General features: G+C 57.4%; 16 protein-coding genes. 3 read left to right on the forward strand and 13 right to left on the reverse strand.

Annotation, left to right across the window (positions count from 1 at the left end; genetic code table 11):
- Positions 1-9 precede the first annotated feature (9 nt).
- Together N1937_RS27895 and N1937_RS27900 are read left to right on the forward strand one after the other, a co-directional pair.
- Complete coding sequence (locus N1937_RS27895) at positions 10-1317, forward strand: exopolysaccharide biosynthesis protein (protein ID WP_170257028.1); 1308 nt, start codon at positions 10-12, stop codon at positions 1315-1317.
- A gap of 79 nt (positions 1318-1396) precedes the next feature.
- Positions 1397-2905 (forward strand): O-antigen translocase, encoded by a 1509-nt coding sequence (locus N1937_RS27900; RefSeq protein WP_170260154.1) that lies wholly within the window; start codon positions 1397-1399, stop codon positions 2903-2905.
- A 73-nt stretch (positions 2906-2978) separates the two neighbouring features.
- On the opposite strand, the gene N1937_RS27905 is transcribed toward N1937_RS27900, so the two are convergent.
- From N1937_RS27905 to N1937_RS27930, 6 genes are read right to left on the reverse strand one after another with little or no spacing between them, the layout of a single operon-like run.
- Complete coding sequence (locus N1937_RS27905; RefSeq protein WP_260060225.1) at positions 2979-4196, reverse strand: DegT/DnrJ/EryC1/StrS family aminotransferase; 1218 nt, start codon at positions 4194-4196, stop codon at positions 2979-2981.
- A complete protein-coding gene (locus N1937_RS27910) occupies positions 4193-5164 on the reverse strand; it encodes an NAD-dependent epimerase/dehydratase family protein (RefSeq protein WP_130698480.1) in 972 nt (323 codons plus the stop codon). The genes N1937_RS27905 and N1937_RS27910 overlap by 4 nt, the downstream gene beginning before the upstream one ends.
- The gene (locus tag N1937_RS27915; RefSeq protein ID WP_170257017.1) at positions 5161-5880 is read right to left on the reverse strand and encodes an acyltransferase; all 720 of its coding nucleotides are present in this window, start codon (positions 5878-5880) and stop codon (positions 5161-5163) included. The genes N1937_RS27910 and N1937_RS27915 overlap by 4 nt, the downstream gene beginning before the upstream one ends.
- On the reverse strand, positions 5870-6973 hold the full coding sequence (locus N1937_RS27920) for a DegT/DnrJ/EryC1/StrS family aminotransferase (protein WP_170257016.1): 1104 nt from the start codon (positions 6971-6973) through the stop codon (positions 5870-5872). The genes N1937_RS27915 and N1937_RS27920 overlap by 11 nt, the downstream gene beginning before the upstream one ends.
- A complete protein-coding gene (locus N1937_RS27925) occupies positions 6970-8007 on the reverse strand; it encodes a Gfo/Idh/MocA family protein (protein WP_162116584.1) in 1038 nt (345 codons plus the stop codon). The genes N1937_RS27920 and N1937_RS27925 overlap by 4 nt, the downstream gene beginning before the upstream one ends.
- Positions 8004-8510, reverse strand: a complete 507-nt coding sequence (locus tag N1937_RS27930) for an acyltransferase (protein WP_017969292.1) — start codon at positions 8508-8510, stop codon at positions 8004-8006. Before N1937_RS27930 ends, N1937_RS27925 begins: the two co-directional genes overlap by 4 nt.
- A 536-nt stretch (positions 8511-9046) precedes the next feature.
- Here N1937_RS27930 and N1937_RS27935 point away from each other — a divergent pair.
- A complete protein-coding gene (locus N1937_RS27935) occupies positions 9047-9802 on the forward strand; it encodes a LuxR C-terminal-related transcriptional regulator (RefSeq protein WP_017969293.1) in 756 nt (251 codons plus the stop codon).
- 236 nt (positions 9803-10038) lie between these two features.
- Here N1937_RS27935 and N1937_RS27940 read toward each other — a convergent pair whose 3' ends face one another.
- The 7 genes from N1937_RS27940 to N1937_RS27970 all read right to left on the reverse strand — a co-directional run bounded on the left by N1937_RS27940 (position 10039) and on the right by N1937_RS27970 (position 19803).
- Entirely contained in the window at positions 10039-11028 is a 990-nt protein-coding gene (locus tag N1937_RS27940) for a glycosyltransferase family 2 protein (RefSeq protein WP_170257014.1), read from the reverse strand.
- A 94-nt stretch (positions 11029-11122) separates the two neighbouring features.
- Complete coding sequence (locus tag N1937_RS27945; protein ID WP_260060226.1) at positions 11123-12133, reverse strand: glycosyltransferase family 8 protein; 1011 nt, start codon at positions 12131-12133, stop codon at positions 11123-11125.
- A 32-nt stretch (positions 12134-12165) separates the two neighbouring features.
- Positions 12166-13218 carry a UDP-glucuronic acid decarboxylase family protein gene (locus tag N1937_RS27950; protein ID WP_222281260.1) on the reverse strand — a complete coding sequence of 351 codons (1053 nt, stop codon included), beginning with the start codon at positions 13216-13218 and terminating at the stop codon, positions 12166-12168.
- Between the two features lie 45 nt (positions 13219-13263).
- The gene (locus tag N1937_RS27955; protein WP_260060238.1) at positions 13264-14757 is read right to left on the reverse strand and encodes a sugar transferase; all 1494 of its coding nucleotides are present in this window, start codon (positions 14755-14757) and stop codon (positions 13264-13266) included.
- 7 nt (positions 14758-14764) lie between these two features.
- A complete protein-coding gene (locus N1937_RS27960) occupies positions 14765-15631 on the reverse strand; it encodes a WecB/TagA/CpsF family glycosyltransferase (protein WP_222304452.1) in 867 nt (288 codons plus the stop codon).
- 729 nt (positions 15632-16360) lie between these two features.
- Positions 16361-18487 (reverse strand): right-handed parallel beta-helix repeat-containing protein, encoded by a 2127-nt coding sequence (locus N1937_RS27965; protein WP_260060227.1) that lies wholly within the window; start codon positions 18485-18487, stop codon positions 16361-16363.
- A complete protein-coding gene (locus N1937_RS27970; protein WP_260060228.1) occupies positions 18484-19803 on the reverse strand; it encodes an O-antigen ligase family protein in 1320 nt (439 codons plus the stop codon). The genes N1937_RS27965 and N1937_RS27970 overlap by 4 nt, the downstream gene beginning before the upstream one ends.
- Between the last annotated feature and the right edge of the window lie 392 nt (positions 19804-20195).

Consider the following 20195-nt stretch of genomic DNA (forward strand, 5'->3'; position numbering starts at 1 on the left):
AGACATGTAATGAATCTATCGCACCGTGCCCCTCACCCGTTCTTTCGCGCCACGTTTGTCATCAGCGCACTCGTCTTTCTTGCCGGGGCCGTGTCGCCGGCTCTCGCCGATAGCGCCCCTTTGGCTCCGCAAACGAAAATCCGCCTGACGGTCGTCCAATGGATGCCGTCCAAGGGCCAGTTTGAGCGATGGGATGCGATTGGCGGCGAATATACGGTTTCAGATGCAGGTGAAGTCTCCCTGCCCTTTCTGGGGCCGCAGCCGGTTGGACTGGACAATACGAGCCTCACCAACGAGATTGCCAAGCGCCTTCAGGCAAAGATGGGTTTGGCCCAGGCACCTGCTGTGACGATCGACGTTCTCGACTATCCGTCCATTTACGTCGTCGGAGACGTGACAGCGCCGGGACAATATAAATTTCACTCCGGCCTCAGCGTCCTGCAATCCCTGGCCATGAGCGGCGGCCCGTTGCGGGCTGCGGCACAGCAGCAATCGGAGACGATCAAGCTTGCCGGCGAGTTGCAAGAAATCGACCATTCGCTGCTACGCAGTTCGGCGAAGCTCGCGCGGCTGCAAGCGGAGATGGCCGGCTCGAAGGAGATCGTCTTCGATCAGCCGCCCGCTACCGATCAGCAATATGCCGAGAGTATCTACCAGGAGGAGCGGGTCATTTTTCAGGCGCGTGCAAACGCGCTGGACAAGCAGTCGGTGGCCCTCGTCGAATTGCGCAATCTCTTGACGGCAGAAATCGACACGCTGGAAGAAAAGCTAAAAGGCTCGGATGACAATATCCAATCGGTCGAAGAGCAACTGACGAGCGTGAAGACGCTGGTCCAGAAGGGCCTCACGATCACCTCACGCCAGATGGATCTGGAACGATTGCTCACCACCTATCGCTCCGACCGGCTCGACCTGGTCACCGCCATCATGCGGGGCCGCCAGGCGATCAACGAAACGACGCGAAATCTCGAGGGACTTTCCGACACTCGCCGCAGCGAGGTGGCTTCAGAGGTGCAGGCGGAAAAGGCCACTCTCGATCAGCTCAAGTTGAAGCGCGACACCACGCAACAACTGCTTCTCGAAGAACTGTCGAACGGCGCTAGGGCGAATAACCGTGGTGAGGACCTGCCGCTGACGTTCATTGTGAGCCGGCGGGACAAGGGACAGGTCAATCAATTCCAGGCCGCCGAAACGACCGAGTTGGTGCCGGGCGACGTGGTCAGGGTAACGCGGGCTCGCAGCGCCGATGCGCTGTCCGAGGACGCCGCTGCGCTGCCTGTTCAGACAGAGGCGCATGTCAGTCAGGTAAGCCGGTGATCCGCAAAATGCATGTGCTGCAATCGAGCCCGCGGCGGGAGATTGAACGCTGGCCCGGGATAAACGGCCAGGGTTTCCGATGACTTTGAGGATGACCCCACCCAGCAGTTCGACCTACACCCAGATCCTCAAATCGACGATGTTGATGGGCGGGTCTTCGCTCGTCAACGTCGCACTCAGCATTGTCAGAAACAAAGCCATGGCTGTTCTGCTTGGGCCGGAAGGCGTGGGGCTGATGGGCCTTTACGGGTCGATCCTCGATATCGCGCAGGCGATTGCCGGGCTTGGTGTGGGCAGCAGTGGCGTGCGCCAGATTGCCGAAGCTGCTGGCACCGAGGACGCAGAAACGATCGCACGATCAGCAACAGTGCTGCGACGCATATCGGTGGTGCTCGGGTTGCTTGGTGCGCTCCTTCTCGCCGCGTTGGCATTCCCGGTCTCAAATTTCACTTTCGGCGGCTACCAGCATGCCGGTGCGATTGCATTGCTGTCGCTGGCAATCTTCTTTCGACTGGTCTCTGCAGGGCAAACTGCATTGATCCAGGGCCTGCGCGGCATTGCCGATCTTGCCCGTATCAACGTGCTTGCCGGGCTTATCGGCACGGCTGTCAGCATCCCGCTGATCTATCTGTTCGGCCTGCAGGCGATCGCACCGTCCCTCGTGGTGATTGCGGCTGCTTCAATCCTTCCGACCTGGTGGTACAGCCGGCGGATCTGCCCGCATCCCTCGCCAATGCCCACGCGCCAGTTCGGTCGGGAAGTGTCGGCACTGCTCAGGCTCGGCTTCGTCTTCATGGCAAGCGGGCTTCTGACCTTCGGCGCAGCTTATGCCATCCGCCTCATCGTGCTGAAGGAGGGCGGCGTCATGGCGGCTGGATTATACCAGGCGGCCTGGGGCCTTGGCGGTCTCTATGCCAGCTTCATCCTGCAGGCGATGGGGACGGATTTTTATCCGCGCCTGACTGCGGCAGCCGAGAACAATGCCGAATGCAATCGGCTGGTCAATGAACAGGCGGAAATCAGCATGCTGCTCGCTGGCCCCGGCCTGCTCGGCACCTTGACGCTTGCGCCGCTGATGATGAGCCTGTTCTATTCGGCGGAATTTCAAGGGGCAGTCGATCTTCTGCGCTGGATCTGCCTTGGAATGATGCTGCGGATTATTTCCTGGCCGATGGGTTTCATCGTCGTGGCGAAGCGTACCCAGGCGATTTTCTTCTGGACGGAGGTTGCGGCGGCAATCGTGCATGTGGGGCTTGCCTGGCTCTTCGTATCGCTGCTCGGTACGCAAGGAGCCGGCATGGCGTTTTTTGGCCTCTATGTCTGGCACAGCATCCTGATCTATGTGATCGTGCGGAAGCTGACCGGTTTTCGCTGGTCCGCCGCCAATCGCAGACACGCGCTGCTTTTCTTGCCCGCATCGGGACTGGTGTTCCTGATGTTCTCGATTTTGCCGCTATGGCCGGCGACGGTGATTGGCTTCGTCGCCGTCGCTCTCTGCGGGCTCTATTCGCTGCGCATGCTGATCGACCTGCTTCCGCCAGAGTCCGTGCCAGCAACCATCCGCGGATGGATCACCAAATTAGCATAACGAAACAATGCGCGCATCCCGCGATACGCGCATTGTTTTGCTATGCAAATTGCTACGTCAGGCAAATGCGGGTTCAGGCGACAGCGACATCCATGGCACGTTGCACGCTGGCGGCTCCGACGGTCGCTTCCGCAAGGGCTGCGCGAAGGGCCTCCACGACCCGGTCCAGGTCAGACACGGTCATCTGGGCATAAAGCGGCAGGATTATCGTTTGCTGTTGCGCAGATACGCTTCGCATCAGGCTGGTGGCAGCGCGGTGGGAGCCCTCACCAGAATAGGCTTTCTCCAGATGAATGTTCATCACCCCGCGCCTGGTCGAGATCCCCTGATCGAGCAGGGCCTGCATGACGGCCCGCTGGTCGATCGTATCGGATAATCTCACACAGAAGCTCTGCCAGTTGCTGCGAGCCCAGCGCGGCTCGGCCGGCAGAGAAAGCCCGGCAATCGTCGACAGACGTTCGCAATATTGCTCGGCAAGCAGCCGGCGCTGGGCAACCAACTCCGGCAGCCGCCGCAACTGCTCGCGTCCGACGGCCGCCTGAAGATCGGTCATCCGGTAATTGTAACCCAACTCGTCATAGTCTTCGAAGATGACCTGTTTCGAGCCGTGACGAACGGCATCGGTGACGCTCATGCCATGCTGGCGCCAGAGCCGGAATTTCCGATCATATTCGGGATTGGCCGTCGTCAACATGCCGCCATCGCCTGTCGTGACGACCTTCCTGGGGTGGAAGGAGAAGCAGGCAATATCGCCATGCGCTTTGCCGATCTTTTCCCAACGGCCGTCCCAGAGGATTTCGCTTCCCGTCGCACAGGCTGCATCCTCGATGACCGGTATCTGGTGGCGCTTGCCGATGTCAACGATGGCGCGGAGATCGCAAGGCATGCCGAGTTGATGCACGCAAAGAATTGCCTTGGTGCGAGGCGTGATTGCCCTTTCGATCAGACTGGCTTCGATGTTGTAACCATCTTCTTCAATATCGACGAAAACAGGCACCGCATCGCAGTAGCGAACCGCGTTTGCGGTCGCGATGAAAGAATGGCTGACCGTGACGACTTCATCACCGGCGGATATGCCGACCGCCTTCAGGGCCAGATGCAACGCGGTCGTGCAATTGGACATGGCGCAAGCATGCGCGGCGCCCACAAAGGCGGCGAATTCACGCTCGAAAGCCGCGACTTCCGGCCCTTGCGTCACCCATCCCGACAGAATAACGCGGCGCGCAGCCTCAGCCTCCTCCTCCCCGAGGACGGGTTTGGCGACCGGAATTGTGGATTGAGATGAGCTCATGCAGCCGCCCCCCCTGCGTTGGTCTGCATTTGCCACCAGGCAACGAGATCACGAAGCCCTTGCTCCATGGAGATCTCCGCCTTGAAGCCGAGGAGCCGTTCGGCCTTGCTGATATCGGCAAGGCGACGGGTCACACCGTTGACCGTGCGGGCCTCTTTGTGCTGCGGTTCGAGTGAGGAACCCATAATGTCGCTCAGCATCTTGGCGAGTTCCAGCAGGCTTATTTCCTTGCCGCTCGCGACGTTGAACACTTCGTCCGTGACATCGCTTTTGGCCGCCAGAATGTTTGCGCGGGCGATGTCGCGTGCATCGACGAAGTCCATCGTTTGGCTACCATCCCCATAGATGAGGGGCGGCATCCCGGCCATCAGGCGTTCCATCCAACGGATCAGAACTTCCGTATAGGCGCCGTAAACGTCCATGCGCGGCCCATAGACGTTGAAATAACGCAGCGCGACATAGCGCAGGCCGTACATCTCCGCAAAGCTACGCATCAGCCCCTCGTTGAATGTTTTCGCCGCGCCGTAGATCGTCCGGTTATTGTACGGATGATGCTCTTCGGTCGTTGGAAAATTCTCGGCAAGCCCCAGAACGGAGGCGGAAGAGGCAGCAACGACCTTCGATACGCCCGCCGTGACGGCGGCTTCGAGAACGTTGAACGTGCCCTCCGCAAGGACATCGAAAGCCAGCCGTGGCTCTTCGGCGCATTGCGTGATGCGGATCGCGGCCTGATGAAAGACGATGTCGACGCCTTCGAAGACTTTTGCCAGAAGCGCTCTGTCGCGGATATCTCCGTCGATGATCTTTAGAGGCGCGCTTGATATCGCCGAGCTGAGATTGTCCCGGCGCCCGCGCACGAAATTGTCGAGGACAATGATCTCGCGAGGTTTTTCCAATGCGACAAGATCGGCAATATGCGAGCCGATCAGACCGGCACCGCCGGTAATGAGCACCCGTTTGTCTCTCATGATCTTCCCTCACGCGACATGTTCGTCATCGGATCATTATCCGAACGCCAACGTATGAATTTCGCAGGGACACCTGCGGCGACCGAGAACGGCTCGACGTCGGAAACGACAACTGCCCCGGCTCCAACGATCGCCCCCTTCCCGATGGTCACGCCGGGAAGAATGGTTGCATTCGTTCCGATATCGGCCTCTGCACAGATTCGTACCGGCTTGATTTCAAGATCCGTGCGAATGATCGGCACATCCAAGGGCAGTGCCGTGTGGGCCGAGCCAAGCACCTTGGCGCCGGGTCCCCACCCGACAGAATCCTCGATCACCAAATCGCGAGCGTCGAAATAGGCCATCGGCCCGATCCAGACATTATCGCCGATCTTGCACCGGCCGTCGAAGCGACCCTGGATATAGGCCTGAGCCCCGATGAAGACGCCATTGCCGATGTCGAACGTCTCGGGATGTTTGAAACCGGCACCGCCTGCAACCTGCAATCCTGTGCCACAACTCCGCGTGATGGCTTGCCAGATGGCTTTTCGCATCAGAGTATCGATGACACCGTCACCGGTCGCGAAACGACCGTAGAGCTCGATCAGGCCAGCGCGCCCGTATGACTGCCTGAGTTCTTCAGCCAGCCCGGCCTGGTAGGCAGGGTCCGCCGGCCTTTTATGACGGCCATGGACCGCTTGCACGATCCGGGCCTCGCCCGCACGATTAGCTGACATAGGTGTTCTCCAGCGCGGCGGCCACCTGGTCGACGTGCCACGCCGGCATCTCGGGATAGATCGGCAGCGAGAGGACCTCCCTTGCGGCAGCTTCCGATATTGGGAAATCGCCGGCCTTGTAACCAAGGTCGGCATGGGCCTTCTGCAGATGAACTGGGATCGGATAGTGCAGCCCGGACTGAATGCCCTCTTCGCTCAATACGCGCTGAAGCTGGTCGCGATCGCGGCTTCTGACGGCATAGACGTGATAGACGTGGCGCCGGTCGGCGATTTCGACAGGCGTCCTGAGATTCGCCGAACCGCCAAGCAGCAACGAGTAGCGACGTCCATGGGCGCGCCGCGCTTCGGTCCAGGCTTCGAGATGCCGGAGCTTGATGCGCAGGATCGCACCCTGAATGGCATCCATGCGGTAGTTGAAGCCCTTCAGCAGATGGTGATAGCGCTGTTCCTGACCCCAGTCGCGCAGCATGCGCATCGTCTTGGCCTGATCGTCGCTGTTCGTGACCACGATACCCCCCTCGCCGCAAGCGCCGAGATTTTTGCCGGGATAGAAGCTGAAGCAGCCGGATGTGCCGATGCTGCCGGCGCGCGCGCCTTTGTATTGCGCTCCGTGCGCCTGGCAGGCGTCCTCGATGACCGGTATCCGGTAGTGATCGGCAATCGCCTTGATCGCATCCATATCGGCCATCTGACCGTAGAGATGGACGGGAACAATGGCCCTGGTTCGGGGTGTAATCTTTGCCTCGAGCTGAGCCGGATCCATCGTGAGCGTCACCGGCTCGACATCGACGAATACCGGTCGTGCACCTGCGTAGCAGATCGCCGATACGGTCGCGACGAAGGTAAATGGCACGGTGATGACTTCATCGCCGGGGCCGACGCCTGCCGCGAGAAGCGACAGATGCAGGGCACTCGTCCCGGTGTTGACGGCTATCGCATGTTTGACGTTGCAATAGTCCGCGAATTCCTGCTCGAGGCGAGCGACCTCCTCGCCCAGTATATATTGCCCCGAGGCCAGGACGCCAAGCACGGCGGCGTCGATTTCGCTCTTGATGGATTGATATTGTGCCTTGAGGTCCAGGAACGGGATCATGCAATGCGCCTCGCCTCTTCAAGCTCGATGATACGACCGCGCTGGGCGAGCGATCGGCTTGCGGCTTCAAGGATGCGAACGACCCGCAGCCCGGCTTGGCCATCCGTAATCGGCCGCAAGTTTTGCTCGATGCAATCGACGAACTGATCCAGTTCGCGCTTCAACGCCTCGGTCATGTCGAGCTTGGGCGCCCACATGTCGCCGCTGCGGTAGCCCACCAGCATCTGATGCACCTTCTCGCCGTAGGCTTGAGAATTGGGGTTCATCGTGATGCCCTTGTCGTAGACCTTGATCTTTTCGCTGGGCTCCAGATCGTCATAGACGATCATCTTGTTGCTGCCGCCGATCAGCGTTCGGCGCACCTTGACCGGCGCCAGCCAATTGACGTGGATGTGGGCAATGAGCTTGCTCTCGAAGAAGAGCGTCAGATAGGCGATGTTCTCCGGCTCGCCGAGTACATGGCTCATGCCCGTCGCAGAAACAGCCACCGGCCTTTCCTGCAGGACATGGTCCAGGATGGAGAGGTCGTGCACGGCGAGATCCCAGATGACGCTGACATCGTGCTGGAAGAGCCCCAGATTGACCCGCACAGAGTCGTAATAATACATGTCGCCCAGGCCGCTTTCGACCAGTTCGCGCATCTTGCGGACGGCGCCGGTATGGACGAACGTATGATCCACGGCCAGCACGAGGCGTCGGCGCGCGGCTTCCTCGACCATCCGCGCGGCCTCCTCCGTCGTCGATGCCATCGGCTTTTCGACGAAGACATGCTTTCCGGCCATCATCGCCTGCATTGCGAGCTTGAAATGGGCCGAGACCGGCGTTGCGATGGCGATTGCATCTACGCGTGGATCGCGCAGGACTTCCTCGAACTTGTCGGTGATCGTTACCGCGGGATACCGGCTTTTAACAGCCGCCAACCGTTCGACATTCAGATCACAAACTGAAACGAGGTGCGCGCCGGCCGCTTCCGAGATGTTGCGAACCAGATTCGGACCCCAATACCCATACCCGACAACAGCGATTCCGATCATTTCATTCCTCCCAACGCATACATGTCGACTGGCCCGTCATTGACGCGACCGATCACCCTGGCTGGAACGCCCGCGACAATGGCGCCATCAGGCACGTCCTTTGTTACAACCGCTCCGGCGCCGACCTGGGCAGCCTCTCCGATGGTCACGCCAGGCAGAATGGTGGCGTTGCTGCCGATCGATGCGTGGCGCTTGACCAGTGTAGGGATGAGGATCCAGTCGGCTTCCGTCTGTAGGCTGCCATCCGGATTGACGGCGCGCGGGTACATGTCGTTCGTAAACATGACCCCGTGGCCTATGAACACGCCATCTTCCAGCGTCACGCCCTCGCAGAGGAAGGAATGGCTGGAGATCTTACAGTCTTTTCCGACGATGACGTTCTTCTGAATCTCGACGAAGGTGCCGATGCGGGTTCCTGCTCCGATCGTGCAGCCGTAGAGATTCACAAGATCTCGATGGTGAATGACGCTGCCGTCACCCAGCTTGACGTTTGATGCAATCATCCCTGCAAACCCCTACTCATAACAGGCCCGATTTTCAGTTAAACAAAGGTCGATTGCGTCCAAGGTTATCCAGGACAAATACTTCTCTCCGTTCCAAAGAGAATTGTTTTCTTCATCTGAGTAAAGAAACAAATCGTTTAAGCTTATCCGCCGAAAGGCGTATCTACTTATGATGACTTACGTCCTGGTTTATGGCCCTGTCCAACATTGGTGGCGGGTACCTCTCGCACTCGTCGGCTCGCCTACGCCGGAGACAGCGATTGTTTCCATGCATTTAGGGGTTCATTGCCAAACGGTGGGGTAACAAGCGAGATTATCCCGCAATCGGCCCAGTAAGACCTAAGTCTATACTCAGGCTTATCTTCATTTTCTTATCCAATAATAGAAGTTGTGTAGTACTTAACCTATATTAGCTACTGCAACGCCCGTCGAATTGTGGTAATCGATTCCTACTTTAGAGTTTCATAAACCCCCGTATTGAGAGGGGTTGGTACTCGGGCCGTAGTGGCGTAACGTGTTAGAGGGAGGGTGAAGCTGTGAATTCAGCACTTATACCGAATCTAGACCGCAGGCAGGAAAACATCTCTCTTCCCCTTAAGATAGAAAATAACGCGCACCTGTCGGCAAGGCACACGCATTCGCTTGTCATTCTCGATAATCGTGAACTTGATAGGCAATGCTTGGCGCAATGCATGGCTGCCGAAAAGGCGGATTTGGAGATTCTGGCATTTGGATCAATTGAGGAGTGGAAGCAGAAGCGCGACGAACATCCTCCGCTTTCGGCAATCCTCTTGAACGTCGGCGGCAAAAAGATCGATGAACCGGCCGTTTCGGAGCAAATCCGCAAGCTTGCGTCAGAATTTACATCGACGCCACTCATCGTATTGGCTGATAGCGACGATTTCGGCCAAATCGTCAGGGCCCTTGAGTACGGAGCCAAAGGGTTCATACCCGCCTCAGTCAGCGTCAGTGTCTGTATGGAGCTGATCGCGCTGTCAGTGGCAGGAGGAATTTTTGTGCCTGCAAGCGCCCTGTTCGCCATGCGTCACTTGCTGGACTCGAGCAATTCGACCGCCCGCCCGCTCTCCGGCATATTCACGGATCGTCAGGTCGAAGTCGTGGAGGCGCTCCGACGCGGAAAGGCGAACAAAATTATCGCTTATGAGCTCAATCTGCGAGAAAGCACGGTAAAGGTGCACGTTCGCAATATTATGAAGAAGGTCAAAGCGACGAATAGGACGGAAGTCGTGTTCAAGCTCAACGACCTGTTCCAGACCAGTATTCCGGCATGAGCGTGAGTAAGGTGTTGTACTGATCGTTGTTGGGGTATAACTTTTCGTATCTTGTAACCATGTCTTGCTCAAATCACCCGGTGGCGCGAATGCGTCACCGGGTCTTTTGATACCGGGGGGCCTTCCATCGCGTCCCCCCGCGATCTTGGCGCGATCTTGGCATGAGTAGCGATCGAGCGCTCAACCACCCGACTGTCGTTTGCGTACTTGCGGAGACCTGGGTCGGACCTCCCTATTCATCCTGCAACTCGTCGCCCGATAGAATTCAAGGCGCACCAGTACTTTGGGCCGATTGTTTGCTTGCAGACCAACTTGATCCAGGGCAATGAATTTCGCACCTCGGGAGAAACCTCGAGAGCAAAACGCTGAATAGCCGCGGCTGTGGGAACATCGAAATTATTAAATGCCATGCCCGCCAGCCGAAGCGCCTCTTTGCCGAGATCCCTGGTAAGAAAACGTCTTAATTTCTCATCTTTCCTGAGGCTTTCAGCGCCTTGGCGAAATAGAATATCGAAAGCCTGTTTTCGTTGCCGGAGGTCGGGAAGGATACTTTGGCCATAGTATTGTAGCGACATGTTCGAAGCATGTCTGCGGTATACTGCCTGGTCTTCGTTGATGTAGCCCACTCCGGCATGTGATGCGAGCCGCAGCCACATCTCCATATCGCCGGCATGCGGCAGTTCCATATGATAGCCGCCGACCTGTTTTTGCAGTGTCGTTCTCACGACGGCCGTCGGTGTCGGAACCAGGTTGTTTGCTCCACTCAACCGTATGAACTGCGGACCGGACAAGACCTGCATAGGAGGCACACAATTGTCGCCGAGAGGATCGACGCGCTTACTGACGCCACTCGGTTCAGCTATGAGCGCGTTCCCGAACGTAAATCCCACATGCGGATGATTGCGCATCAGCTCGGAAGCGCGCCCTAGCGCGCCAGGCAAGAGATAATCATCCGCAGAGAGAAGCAGGAATAGGTCGCCGCCCGCCCACTCGATTCCCCCATTATAGGTGGCGATGTGGCCCTTGTTTGCCGCGTGCCGCCGATAGGTGACCCGTTTGTCCCTGGATGCCAGGGCCGTTCCGACTTCCGGCGTATTGTCTGGCGAGCAGTCATCCAGAATAAGCACGCGCACATCGACGCCTGCTTGTGAAAGAACACTACCAACGCATTCCTCGAGGAAATGAGCGTAGTTGTAGCAGGGAATGACGACATCAACGCGTTGCAACCTTGTTCCTCCGCAGGCAATCGTTTCGTTCGGAGCATTTCATGGAACCCGAACTCGGCTTCGTTTCGCTCTTAAGCGTTCCTCGCTCCGCGATTCACTGGCGCGGCGTCGATGCATGCGCTCGCATAGCCGATTTCGCGCAGGACCATGCCGCTCTCAACAAGGCGGATCGGGCAAGCAGCCGCGAGCCTGCACGCTTAAGGCCACTCTGAACGCGCGCCCAACGGCTAAGCGCAAAACGGGTCCGGGACCGAAACGTATCGTAAAAGGCGACGTTAGGGCTCAAGCTTCCTGATTTCCAGGGCTTCACGTTGGTCACGAAATGAACGATCGCGACCTTCTGGTCGAGCGCGATGCGGGTGATCGCCTGCGTTGGTTCGAACTGAAAATTCCAGGCACGGTCCAGGATCTTCCACTTTCCGTCGCAAGCAAAGTTAAGAGCGTCCTGATCCGAATATTCCGTCGTCGGAAAGCGGTCGAGATAGTCCAGAGATCGTTCCGATATTCGCTCGTTTCGCCATTTTTCAAGGTCGATAAGGAGAATGCCGGCGTTGAAATAACGTTCGACCCGAGGGCCGCCGGTTGCACCTGGTCCGTTGCGCATGACATTGTCCAGCCAGTAATCCGGCACGGCGCCGATCACTGCCTCGCCGAGATCGATATTCCACAGCTGTTCAAGCGCAGTCAGGACCAGGATGTCGCCATCCAGATACAGAGCCCGATTGCAGGTCTGCGGAAGGAACTGCGGCAAAAGGAGTCTCGCGAAGGTCATCCTCGAAACGCCGGGGCGAGTGGAAAATCCGCTTGCGAAGGACAATGTGGCGATGGGATGCCACTGGATGACCGCAGAATTTGCGGGCAGAGAATCAAAGATCAGTCGCTTTGTTTCTTCGCCTATTCCCTCGTGAACGACATGGATGTTCAAGGGCCATGCGCTTCGGTTATTCTCGGCGACCGATCTAAGAGCGGTCGCCAAGGGAACGGCGTAGGCCGCATCGACCGCAAAGACGATGGGCCCCAACCGCTGTGTTGCACCCGCAAGGGCGGCTCCTGTTCGTATGCTATGCACATTCATGTTTCCCGGCACTATCCCATCGAAAGACATCAGCTTCGACTTGCAATGATCGACGTTGCAGTTCACGGCCCGATTGATACGGCTTCCTGAGCGGGAAGGCCGACGGCCGGGCTAGGCAGATAGGTGTAGGCCGTTCGCGAGGACTGGACACCAAGCGTGCTCTTGACTCCGCCAGAAAGCTTCCACTCGAAATACGCGATCGTTTTCTCGAGCCCCTGTCGCAGGTTCACTGTCGGCTGCCAGCCCAGGTCCTGCTTTGCGCGGCTGATGTCTGGCTTGCGCTGCGTCGGATCGTCAATCGGCAGAGGCTTGTAAACGATGCTTGATTTCGATCCCGTCATCTCGATGACCATTTCGGCCAGTTCCCGGACCTGGAATTCTCCCGGGTTACCGAGATTGATCGGACCCGTAACGCCAGCCGGCGCCCCCATCAGGCGGATGAAGCCCTCAATCAGATCGTCTACATAGCAGAAGGAGCGCGTTTGGGTGCCGTTGCCGAAGATGGTGATCGGCTCGTTTTGAAGCGCCTGAACGATGAAATTGGAGACGACGCGGCCGTCATTGGTCTGCATGCGCGGCCCGTAAGTATTGAAGATGCGGGCTACGCGGATTTCCACGCCATATTGACGATGGTAATCGAAGAACAATGTTTCGGCACACCGCTTGCCTTCGTCATAACATGCCCGCGGCCCTATGGGATTGACGCTGCCTCGATATTCCTCGGGCTGAGGGTGGACTGCCGGATCGCCATAAACTTCGCTCGTGGATGCCTGGAAGATCTTCGCCCTGGTGCGTTTTGCCAAGCCGAGCATATTGATGGCCCCGTGCACATTGGTCTTCACGGTCTGTACGGGGTCGTGCTGATAGTGGACCGGAGACGCCGGACAGGCGAGGTTGTAGATCTCGTCGACCTCCACATAGAGCGGGAAGGTAATGTCATGGCGGAGCACCTCAAAGCGAGGATCGTCAAGAAGATGCAGCACATTGTCGCGCGAACCGGTGTAGTAATTGTCCACGCAGAGGACGTCATTGCCCTCTCGCAAAAGCCTTTCGCATAGGAATGATCCTAGAAAGCCGGTACCGCCGGTTACCATAATTCGCTTTTGTCCGTGCATTGGTGTGCTCCGTTGTTGACGGTTGCCTCGCGAAAGCGAGGATGGTCAGTAGGCTCCCCTGCGCTTGAAGACCGCAGGGATTGTGCTGAGGAGAATCTGGCAGTCAAACCACAGCGACCGGTTGTCGATGTAGAACTCGTCGAGTTGCTGCTGCAGCTCGATATCCGCATTGCTTCGTTCGGATATTTGCCAAAGGCCCGTGAGCCCCGGCGTGACGGAACGGCGCTTGTTTCGAAATTCGCCGTCCATAGCCAGGAGGTGATATTCCGGGAACGGACGCGGCCCGACGATGGCCATCTGGCCGGCAATGATGTTTGCCAATTGCGGGAGCTCGTCGATGCTCGAAGAGCGCAGCATATGTCCTATAACCGGAAGGATGCGCGGATCGTCCTTGAGCTTGAAGTGGCTCAACCACTCGGCGCGCATCGTAGGATTGTCTCGGAACAGTGCTTCTAGGCGCTGTTCTGCATCTTGGTACATCGTCCTCAATTTCAGGACGTGCACCGGCTTGCCGGATCGCCCTTCCCTAGTATGCCGGAAAAAGACGGGACCTGGATCGATGGCATAGATTGCGGCCGCTGCAAACGCGATAAATGGCGCGACCACGATCATTGCAGGGATGGCGATTGCGAGATCGAGGATTCGGCGAACCGGATCCGAGTTGACCCAACTCCCACCGGTGGTGAGGCGAATACCGATCTCTCCGCCGACGTCCGCAGGTCGCAATCCGCTTACCTTGAGGCTCGGCGTGTCGGACAGCAAAATGACTTCGGCAAACTTCCGACGCAGCGCCGCCAAGTCGGGTACAAGCGAGCCTGTGTCACCCGCAATCACGGCAATGGATGGCACGCAATCGGGCAATGCCTCCAAAGTATCGGGGGAAAAGGGCTCCGGCCTGATGCCATACTGCCAGTGGTTCTTGAAATGGGCCACGAGAGCGGGAGTAAGGTTGCACCCCCCTATGACAACCGCACGCTCGCCCCACATTCCAAGTTTCCAGCACAGGCCTCGCGCCAGCCAATGCACAAATGGCTGAACAATCAGCCCGAGAGCGAGGAACCCAATAACGGCAAGCAGCAGTCGTTCCCCCTCGGGCAGGATAATTGCTCCGAATGCCGCCAGGACAGCCACCTTGGCGGCAGCTATGGTGCGCCGCCGTAGGTGTTCGTGGTCATGTAACCGATATCCAGGATAGAGGCCGGCCGATGCGTAGAGAACGATCGCAGCAAGCGCTGCGATCGAGAAGGTGCGCTCCACTATCGCGCCGTCCGAACCATTGGGGAGAAAGGACAGGAGAGCAAAATAGGCAATCAAATAGCTTGCGATGTCGCCGCCGATCAGGAAGGACGAGGTTGCAAACCGAGGAAGCCCACGCCGTAGTGCGACGGGCATATTCGGTCCTGCCCATACAAAGGCATCGGTGGGCTTAGCTGCTATGGGTGGCACGGAACCTGCCGGAATCGCCCGCGCCGTCATGTCATTTGATATGGCTGCTTTCGACGGGCCCGGTGTCATTGCTGGCGACGCAAATAAGGACATGATGGCTTTACACCTTTGCAGCTGCTGCTTTTGGCGCGCTTGATCCAAAAACCGCGTCTTCGATCGGAAACTTCCGAAGCCCCAGTCTCTGGAATGCCGTCAGTGAGATGAAGGTCGGCACGACGAGCGCATAGCGCCGCCATAGCCGTCGCGGCTCGCATAAAAGACGAAACGCCCATTCGAAGCCGCTTCTTTGAATGAACCTTGGAGCCTGCCGCTTGAGGCCGGCGTGGAAATCGAATGCGGCTCCGACACCGATGAGCATCGATGCTTCCAGACTATCGCGCATGCGCGCCATCCAGAGTTCCTGCTTGGGACTGCTCAGCCCGACCCAGATGATATCGGCGCCCGACCGATTAAGCCGGTCAGCAATATCCGTTTCCTCCTGCATCGACAGTTTGCGAAAAGGCGGCGCATAGGAGCCGACGATCCGTGCTTGCGGAAATTTTGCCAGAAGGCGCGCCTGCAGTTGTTCGAGCGTTTCGGCCGTTGCACCATAAAGGAAGTGGCGCAAGCCCTTAGAGCGGCCGGCATCGAAAACCGATAACATGAGATCCGGTCCATAGACCCTGTCGCTTTCGGCATGACCAGCACGCTTCAATGCCCAAACAAGCGGCATGCCGTCGGGGGTTACGAGGAACGCCCGGTTATGTATCGACCGGAGCTCGGGATCATCTTGACAGCGGACGATGCCGTGCGCGTCGCGAACGCACACATATTCCTTCCTGCCGTCTTCGATCGCATTTTGAATAAATCCAGTCGCGCTTTTGAGATTGACTGCCGAAACGCGAACACCAAGGACATTCGTCCATTCAAAGGAACCCTTTGGATGAAGAACTGAAGTTTGGCTGCTGCCTGCTGGTTGCTTTCCCATGACCTACGCTTTCGCGATCGAAACTATCATCAGAATATCCCGGCAGGCCGATTGCCTCCATACTTGCAGCTCCAGCTATTGGACGTAGACGAGATTTCATATTTACGTCTTATGCCACGATGACGTACAATATTCGAAGTAAGTCTATGTACCCTACAGCTTACCCTGTTGCTCTTTTTTGATGACCGTTGCCGCGAAATGGCGCTTCGACCCGCGCAGAGCCGCAGAAGCTATTCACTCTAGTGCGATCAAAGCTGGTGAGGTTCGAGCGCGAGCAAAGCCGGGGAGAGACATGGTCAACCCAATAGGCGAGATGAGGCCCCGGCTGGCGAACATTCAAAGTTGTCCGACAGAACCAACCGGCTGCGGAAAGATCCAAGTTCCAACGGCTATGTGTCATATGGTCATCAGGGAATTCCTGACAGCTGAGCAAGTGAAACGCTTGAGCCTGGCAGGATCTTCGAACGGATCTGGCCGCGGCTTCGCCTGGACGCTCAAAAGGCCTTCACCTTGACGCGATCGATCATTCGACGGCTCGGCAGAAGCCTCGCGCAGGATGCGAGTTGGGCAAGGGTTGGAATTTCGCTTTGAAATCGGCGCCACTCAGATGTGGTCACCGTTCCTGCCTGCGGCAGTTAGCAGCAGCGCGTGCACGCCATGATTGAAGGGATAAGTCGCCATAGCTGAGGACTTTATCGCAGCAGAACACCCTCGTCGCGACGCCTTTTGTTATTCGGGCGGCGTGACTACGCTTCCGGTGTCCTCCCCAGCCTTCTGAAGATCTCCTAGACTGCCAAATTCTCCCGGACGCATGATCTCCGGATGTACCCTGAAGCTCTTGTCATTCAAGTTGCCGCTGTAGCGGTTGCGCGCGAATTGCACAAATCCAAGCCCAAGATCGGGAGCGTTGACATACGCTACAACGCCGCTGTCACTGTCAACCGATACAACATTCTCCTCAATACGATTAGGGCGTGCCCATGGCGGACGCCAACCCCTGCCGGTACCGTCATCAACGCGAAAAGCCGCGCCTGATCCGTGTGTGATGACGTTGCCCGCTACCAGGTTGCTCCAACCGCCGTTGATACCAATCGCCGCGACGTTGCCCGAGAGCGTATTTCCCTCGATACGCAGCCCGCTCGCCTTCCCATCCGTATAGATCGCCCAGCTGATAGGCGACGGCCATTCGCTGGTGTCCTCATATCCGGGAGGCCAGAACGTCCCATCGACCCTGTTCATAAGATGACCGGTCCCGGTCACCAGATTGGAGCGGATGGTGCTGTTGAGAGGATCTGCCTGCTCGCCCATCATCTTGATGGCGCCGCCATCTGCGGTCTGCTGATTGGCGTTACGGATCTCGTTATGCTCGATGACAGCGTTATAGACGGCGTCGTTAGAACCCCATAGCGAACCGCCGGCGATTCCGAACTGCGCCGTGTTTTCGATCAGGTTGTCGGCGATCCTGACATTGTCAGCCGCCTGGAACCATATTCCTGCGGTTTCAATGTAAACCTTTCCGATGTCATGGATATGGTTTGAAAGGATCCTGGAGCCGCTCGACTTGCCGAACGTGCCATAATTTGTGCCGACGTAAATCCCGTTGCCAGCGACGTCCGCAACCACATTGCCGGCAATCAACGCATCCTTGCTTTCCGTCACATGGACCCCGACGCCGACATTTTCGATGCTGTTGCCGAGAATCTTGACGCCATCAGCGTGTTCGATCCGTATGGCGCCAAAACCTCTGGTTTCCGTATAGAACTTGCCGCTGCCTTCAGGAGCTCCGTCTCTAAACTCGAGCCCTGATATGACCATCCTATCGGCCCCATCCAATTTGAAGAATGTCGGCAGAATGCCAGCAACGACGACGGAATTGGGTAACGACTGATCGACAGGGATATACTGAAGCTGGCCCGCGACAAGGTCATACCACCACTCTCCGGGAGCATCGAGCAAGCCCTTGGCTCCGGTTAGGAAATAGCGGCTGCCTTCTGCGGTAAAGAAATAGCCTGTGCCTTTCGTATGCACAGTCCGGCCTGCGCCATCGATGGATACAACTGGGAGCGTGTCATTGCCCCACTGGCTTCCCGGTTGAAACCCCCCGACGATGTCCACGACCAGCCCACTTGTATCAGCCATTGCCGGAAGATCGCCGGCATGGAAACAAAAGCGCGTGTTTCCTTCCCACAGGTCGATGGCAGGCTCGCACTTTGCGGCAAACAACCATCCCTTGCGTGGATCGCCATCAGCGGGAGCATTGGGATATCGTGCCCGAGTTTGGCGTTTCCCATTGACGAAAAGGTCACCGACCCCTTCATCCGGTGGCAATTTCAGCGGCGCCGTCCAGCGACCATCGGCCTGCTGCGCCCAGTTACGCACGCGCAGCCCCCCATGCAAAATCGGCGCTTCATTGCACCTTGCCGTGAGCATCAAGCCCGTATCGCGGGAGTCAAAGACGATCGGCTGAGTAAGGTAGTAATCGCCTTTACCCAGCGCGATTGTGTTGGTGCCGCCCTTCTCACGGGCAGCATCACGGGCTCTTTCAATGCTGGCGAAAGGACCGTCGCCGCCCTGCTGATTTGCTGTCGGAAGGAGGCCACTCCAGGTGTCTTTGCCATCGGGAGAAACGTAGAATATCGTCCGCGCCCCAGCGCTGCTGCTCAATATGTCGCTTAAAGAAGTCCCATTCAACTTGGCTGAGAAAGTCGCGGGAGCTTCCGCACAAGTCGCCTCCCTGACGAGCATCTGCAAGCGCTCAGGCGCATCTATCTCTGTCCCGACTGGAGCCGGATTGCCGGACTGCGGATAGAGCATGACAGGCAAAATGCTCAGGATCAGTCCAAAATGCCGCCTCATGATATCTGCGACCCGCTCGCAAGGCCACGCGAGGGCGCCTGCCAAGGTGGCGAACGGCTGAGCGAAACGACGGGCGCGTACAGCGAAAACATGATGATGGCTGCTGTAAACAGGATGAAGATGGCGTCATTCTGAACGAAAAAAATACTCTCGGTCAGATTCATCACCAGAATCATGATTGTAAGGACGTTAAGCCAGAGCCACCCGTACTGCGTATCGTGACAGTGAAGGACCGCACCCCGGCGGATTGCCTGGGGAAGCATCAGAACAAACGGAATCATTCCCATTATTCCAAAGCTTAACAAGATATCGCGATATCCATTATGCGCATGGGGCGCCGGCCATCCGAGCTTTAACCACATGTGCGTCGCTTCTGGGTTCGCGGTTGTCCAGAAAGCCTGGTAGCCATAACCAAGAAACCAACGATCGGATATTTCGCGATCAACCAGTTCCCACAATGGCACCCGACCGGTCAGAGTCGCGTCCTTGCCGAGCGCTTCAAGGGCCGGAACCAGGAATTCGTGAAGCGAAATCAGAATGCCGAGAGCTAGCTGAATAAAAAACAGGACGATGACGACGCGGCCAATGCTGCTGCTTCTTTGCAGGAGGGAATAAAAGCCGATCAGGCAATACGCCACTGACGTTGCAATGATCGCGGTCATTGATCCAGAGCTTGCAAGACAGACCATACCCGCGGCCAATACGATGAACGCGGTTCGCCGCAGGCCAAGCCTCCCGTCTATCAGCACGGCCGTCGCGACCAGGATCGTCAGAGCCGCATACCAGCCCAGGACGTTCTTGTGAATGAAGACGCCCCGCATAGCACCATCCGGCATACTGGCGAGGGCTGGTGACACCAAGGAGATAGCCACACTGAGGACGCTGCAGGTTCCCAGGGTCACGAATAACAGGAACAGCAGCTGCCTTGGCGTGAACCGTATCGCCAGAACGTAGGAAAGAAGTACGCAAAACAAGAGGCCAATTGCGCGCCTCAAGGTCGTTTGAGGTGCTATTGACCACAGGGTAGACAAAAACGGCAAAACAAGGATCAGGGGAACAAGCAGATTTCGCCTGAGCGCCGTTAGAAATTGCGGAAAATTGCGTATCAGGATCACGATTGTAAATGCATACACAGGAAAGCAAGGAAGACGCAGTATGGATTTGGCAGATTCGCTGAGCGTTCCGTCCGCATCTGACAGGATGAGGGGCAGAAAGGCGCCTGCCTGAAAGAATAGGGATATACCGGCGCCCCAGCATTCTATGGCCCGCCAACTGATAGTAGGTCCGCTGGCAGTTCCGAGGCTATATACTCTCATTATCCGTCCCGACTGACTTGAAAAGACGAGCGATTGTTGATCGCCGCAGATCAAAAAAACAGGTGTCGGCCTTCGTGCTGCACTGCTCTCAAGCAATCATCTAGCCACATCCGCAGTCAACCTGTCCTAGCGAAGGGCGGGCTACGCCTAATGCACCTTCGCTCCACCCAAAGACGGTGTTGTGCGTAAGCTTTCAGCCGGCATTTACCCAAAAGGCGGGTCTTCATGTCCGCCGATTGCCCATAAGAGCAGATGTTGCGCATGTCCGTTCACCGCTACCGTGGCGATGAGTGTCTTGTAAGCGTGGTGGGTAAGCCGCGGTTCCACTGGAATGAGGCAACAATTCTGACAGAGGCTCTCTCTGCAGTCGAAGCCTGGAAGGTTTAGGATTA

Origin of the sequence: Rhizobium sp. WSM4643, from assembly GCF_025152745.1 — a bacterium.
In the GTDB taxonomy this organism is placed as follows: Bacteria; Pseudomonadota; Alphaproteobacteria; order Rhizobiales; family Rhizobiaceae; genus Rhizobium; species Rhizobium leguminosarum_I.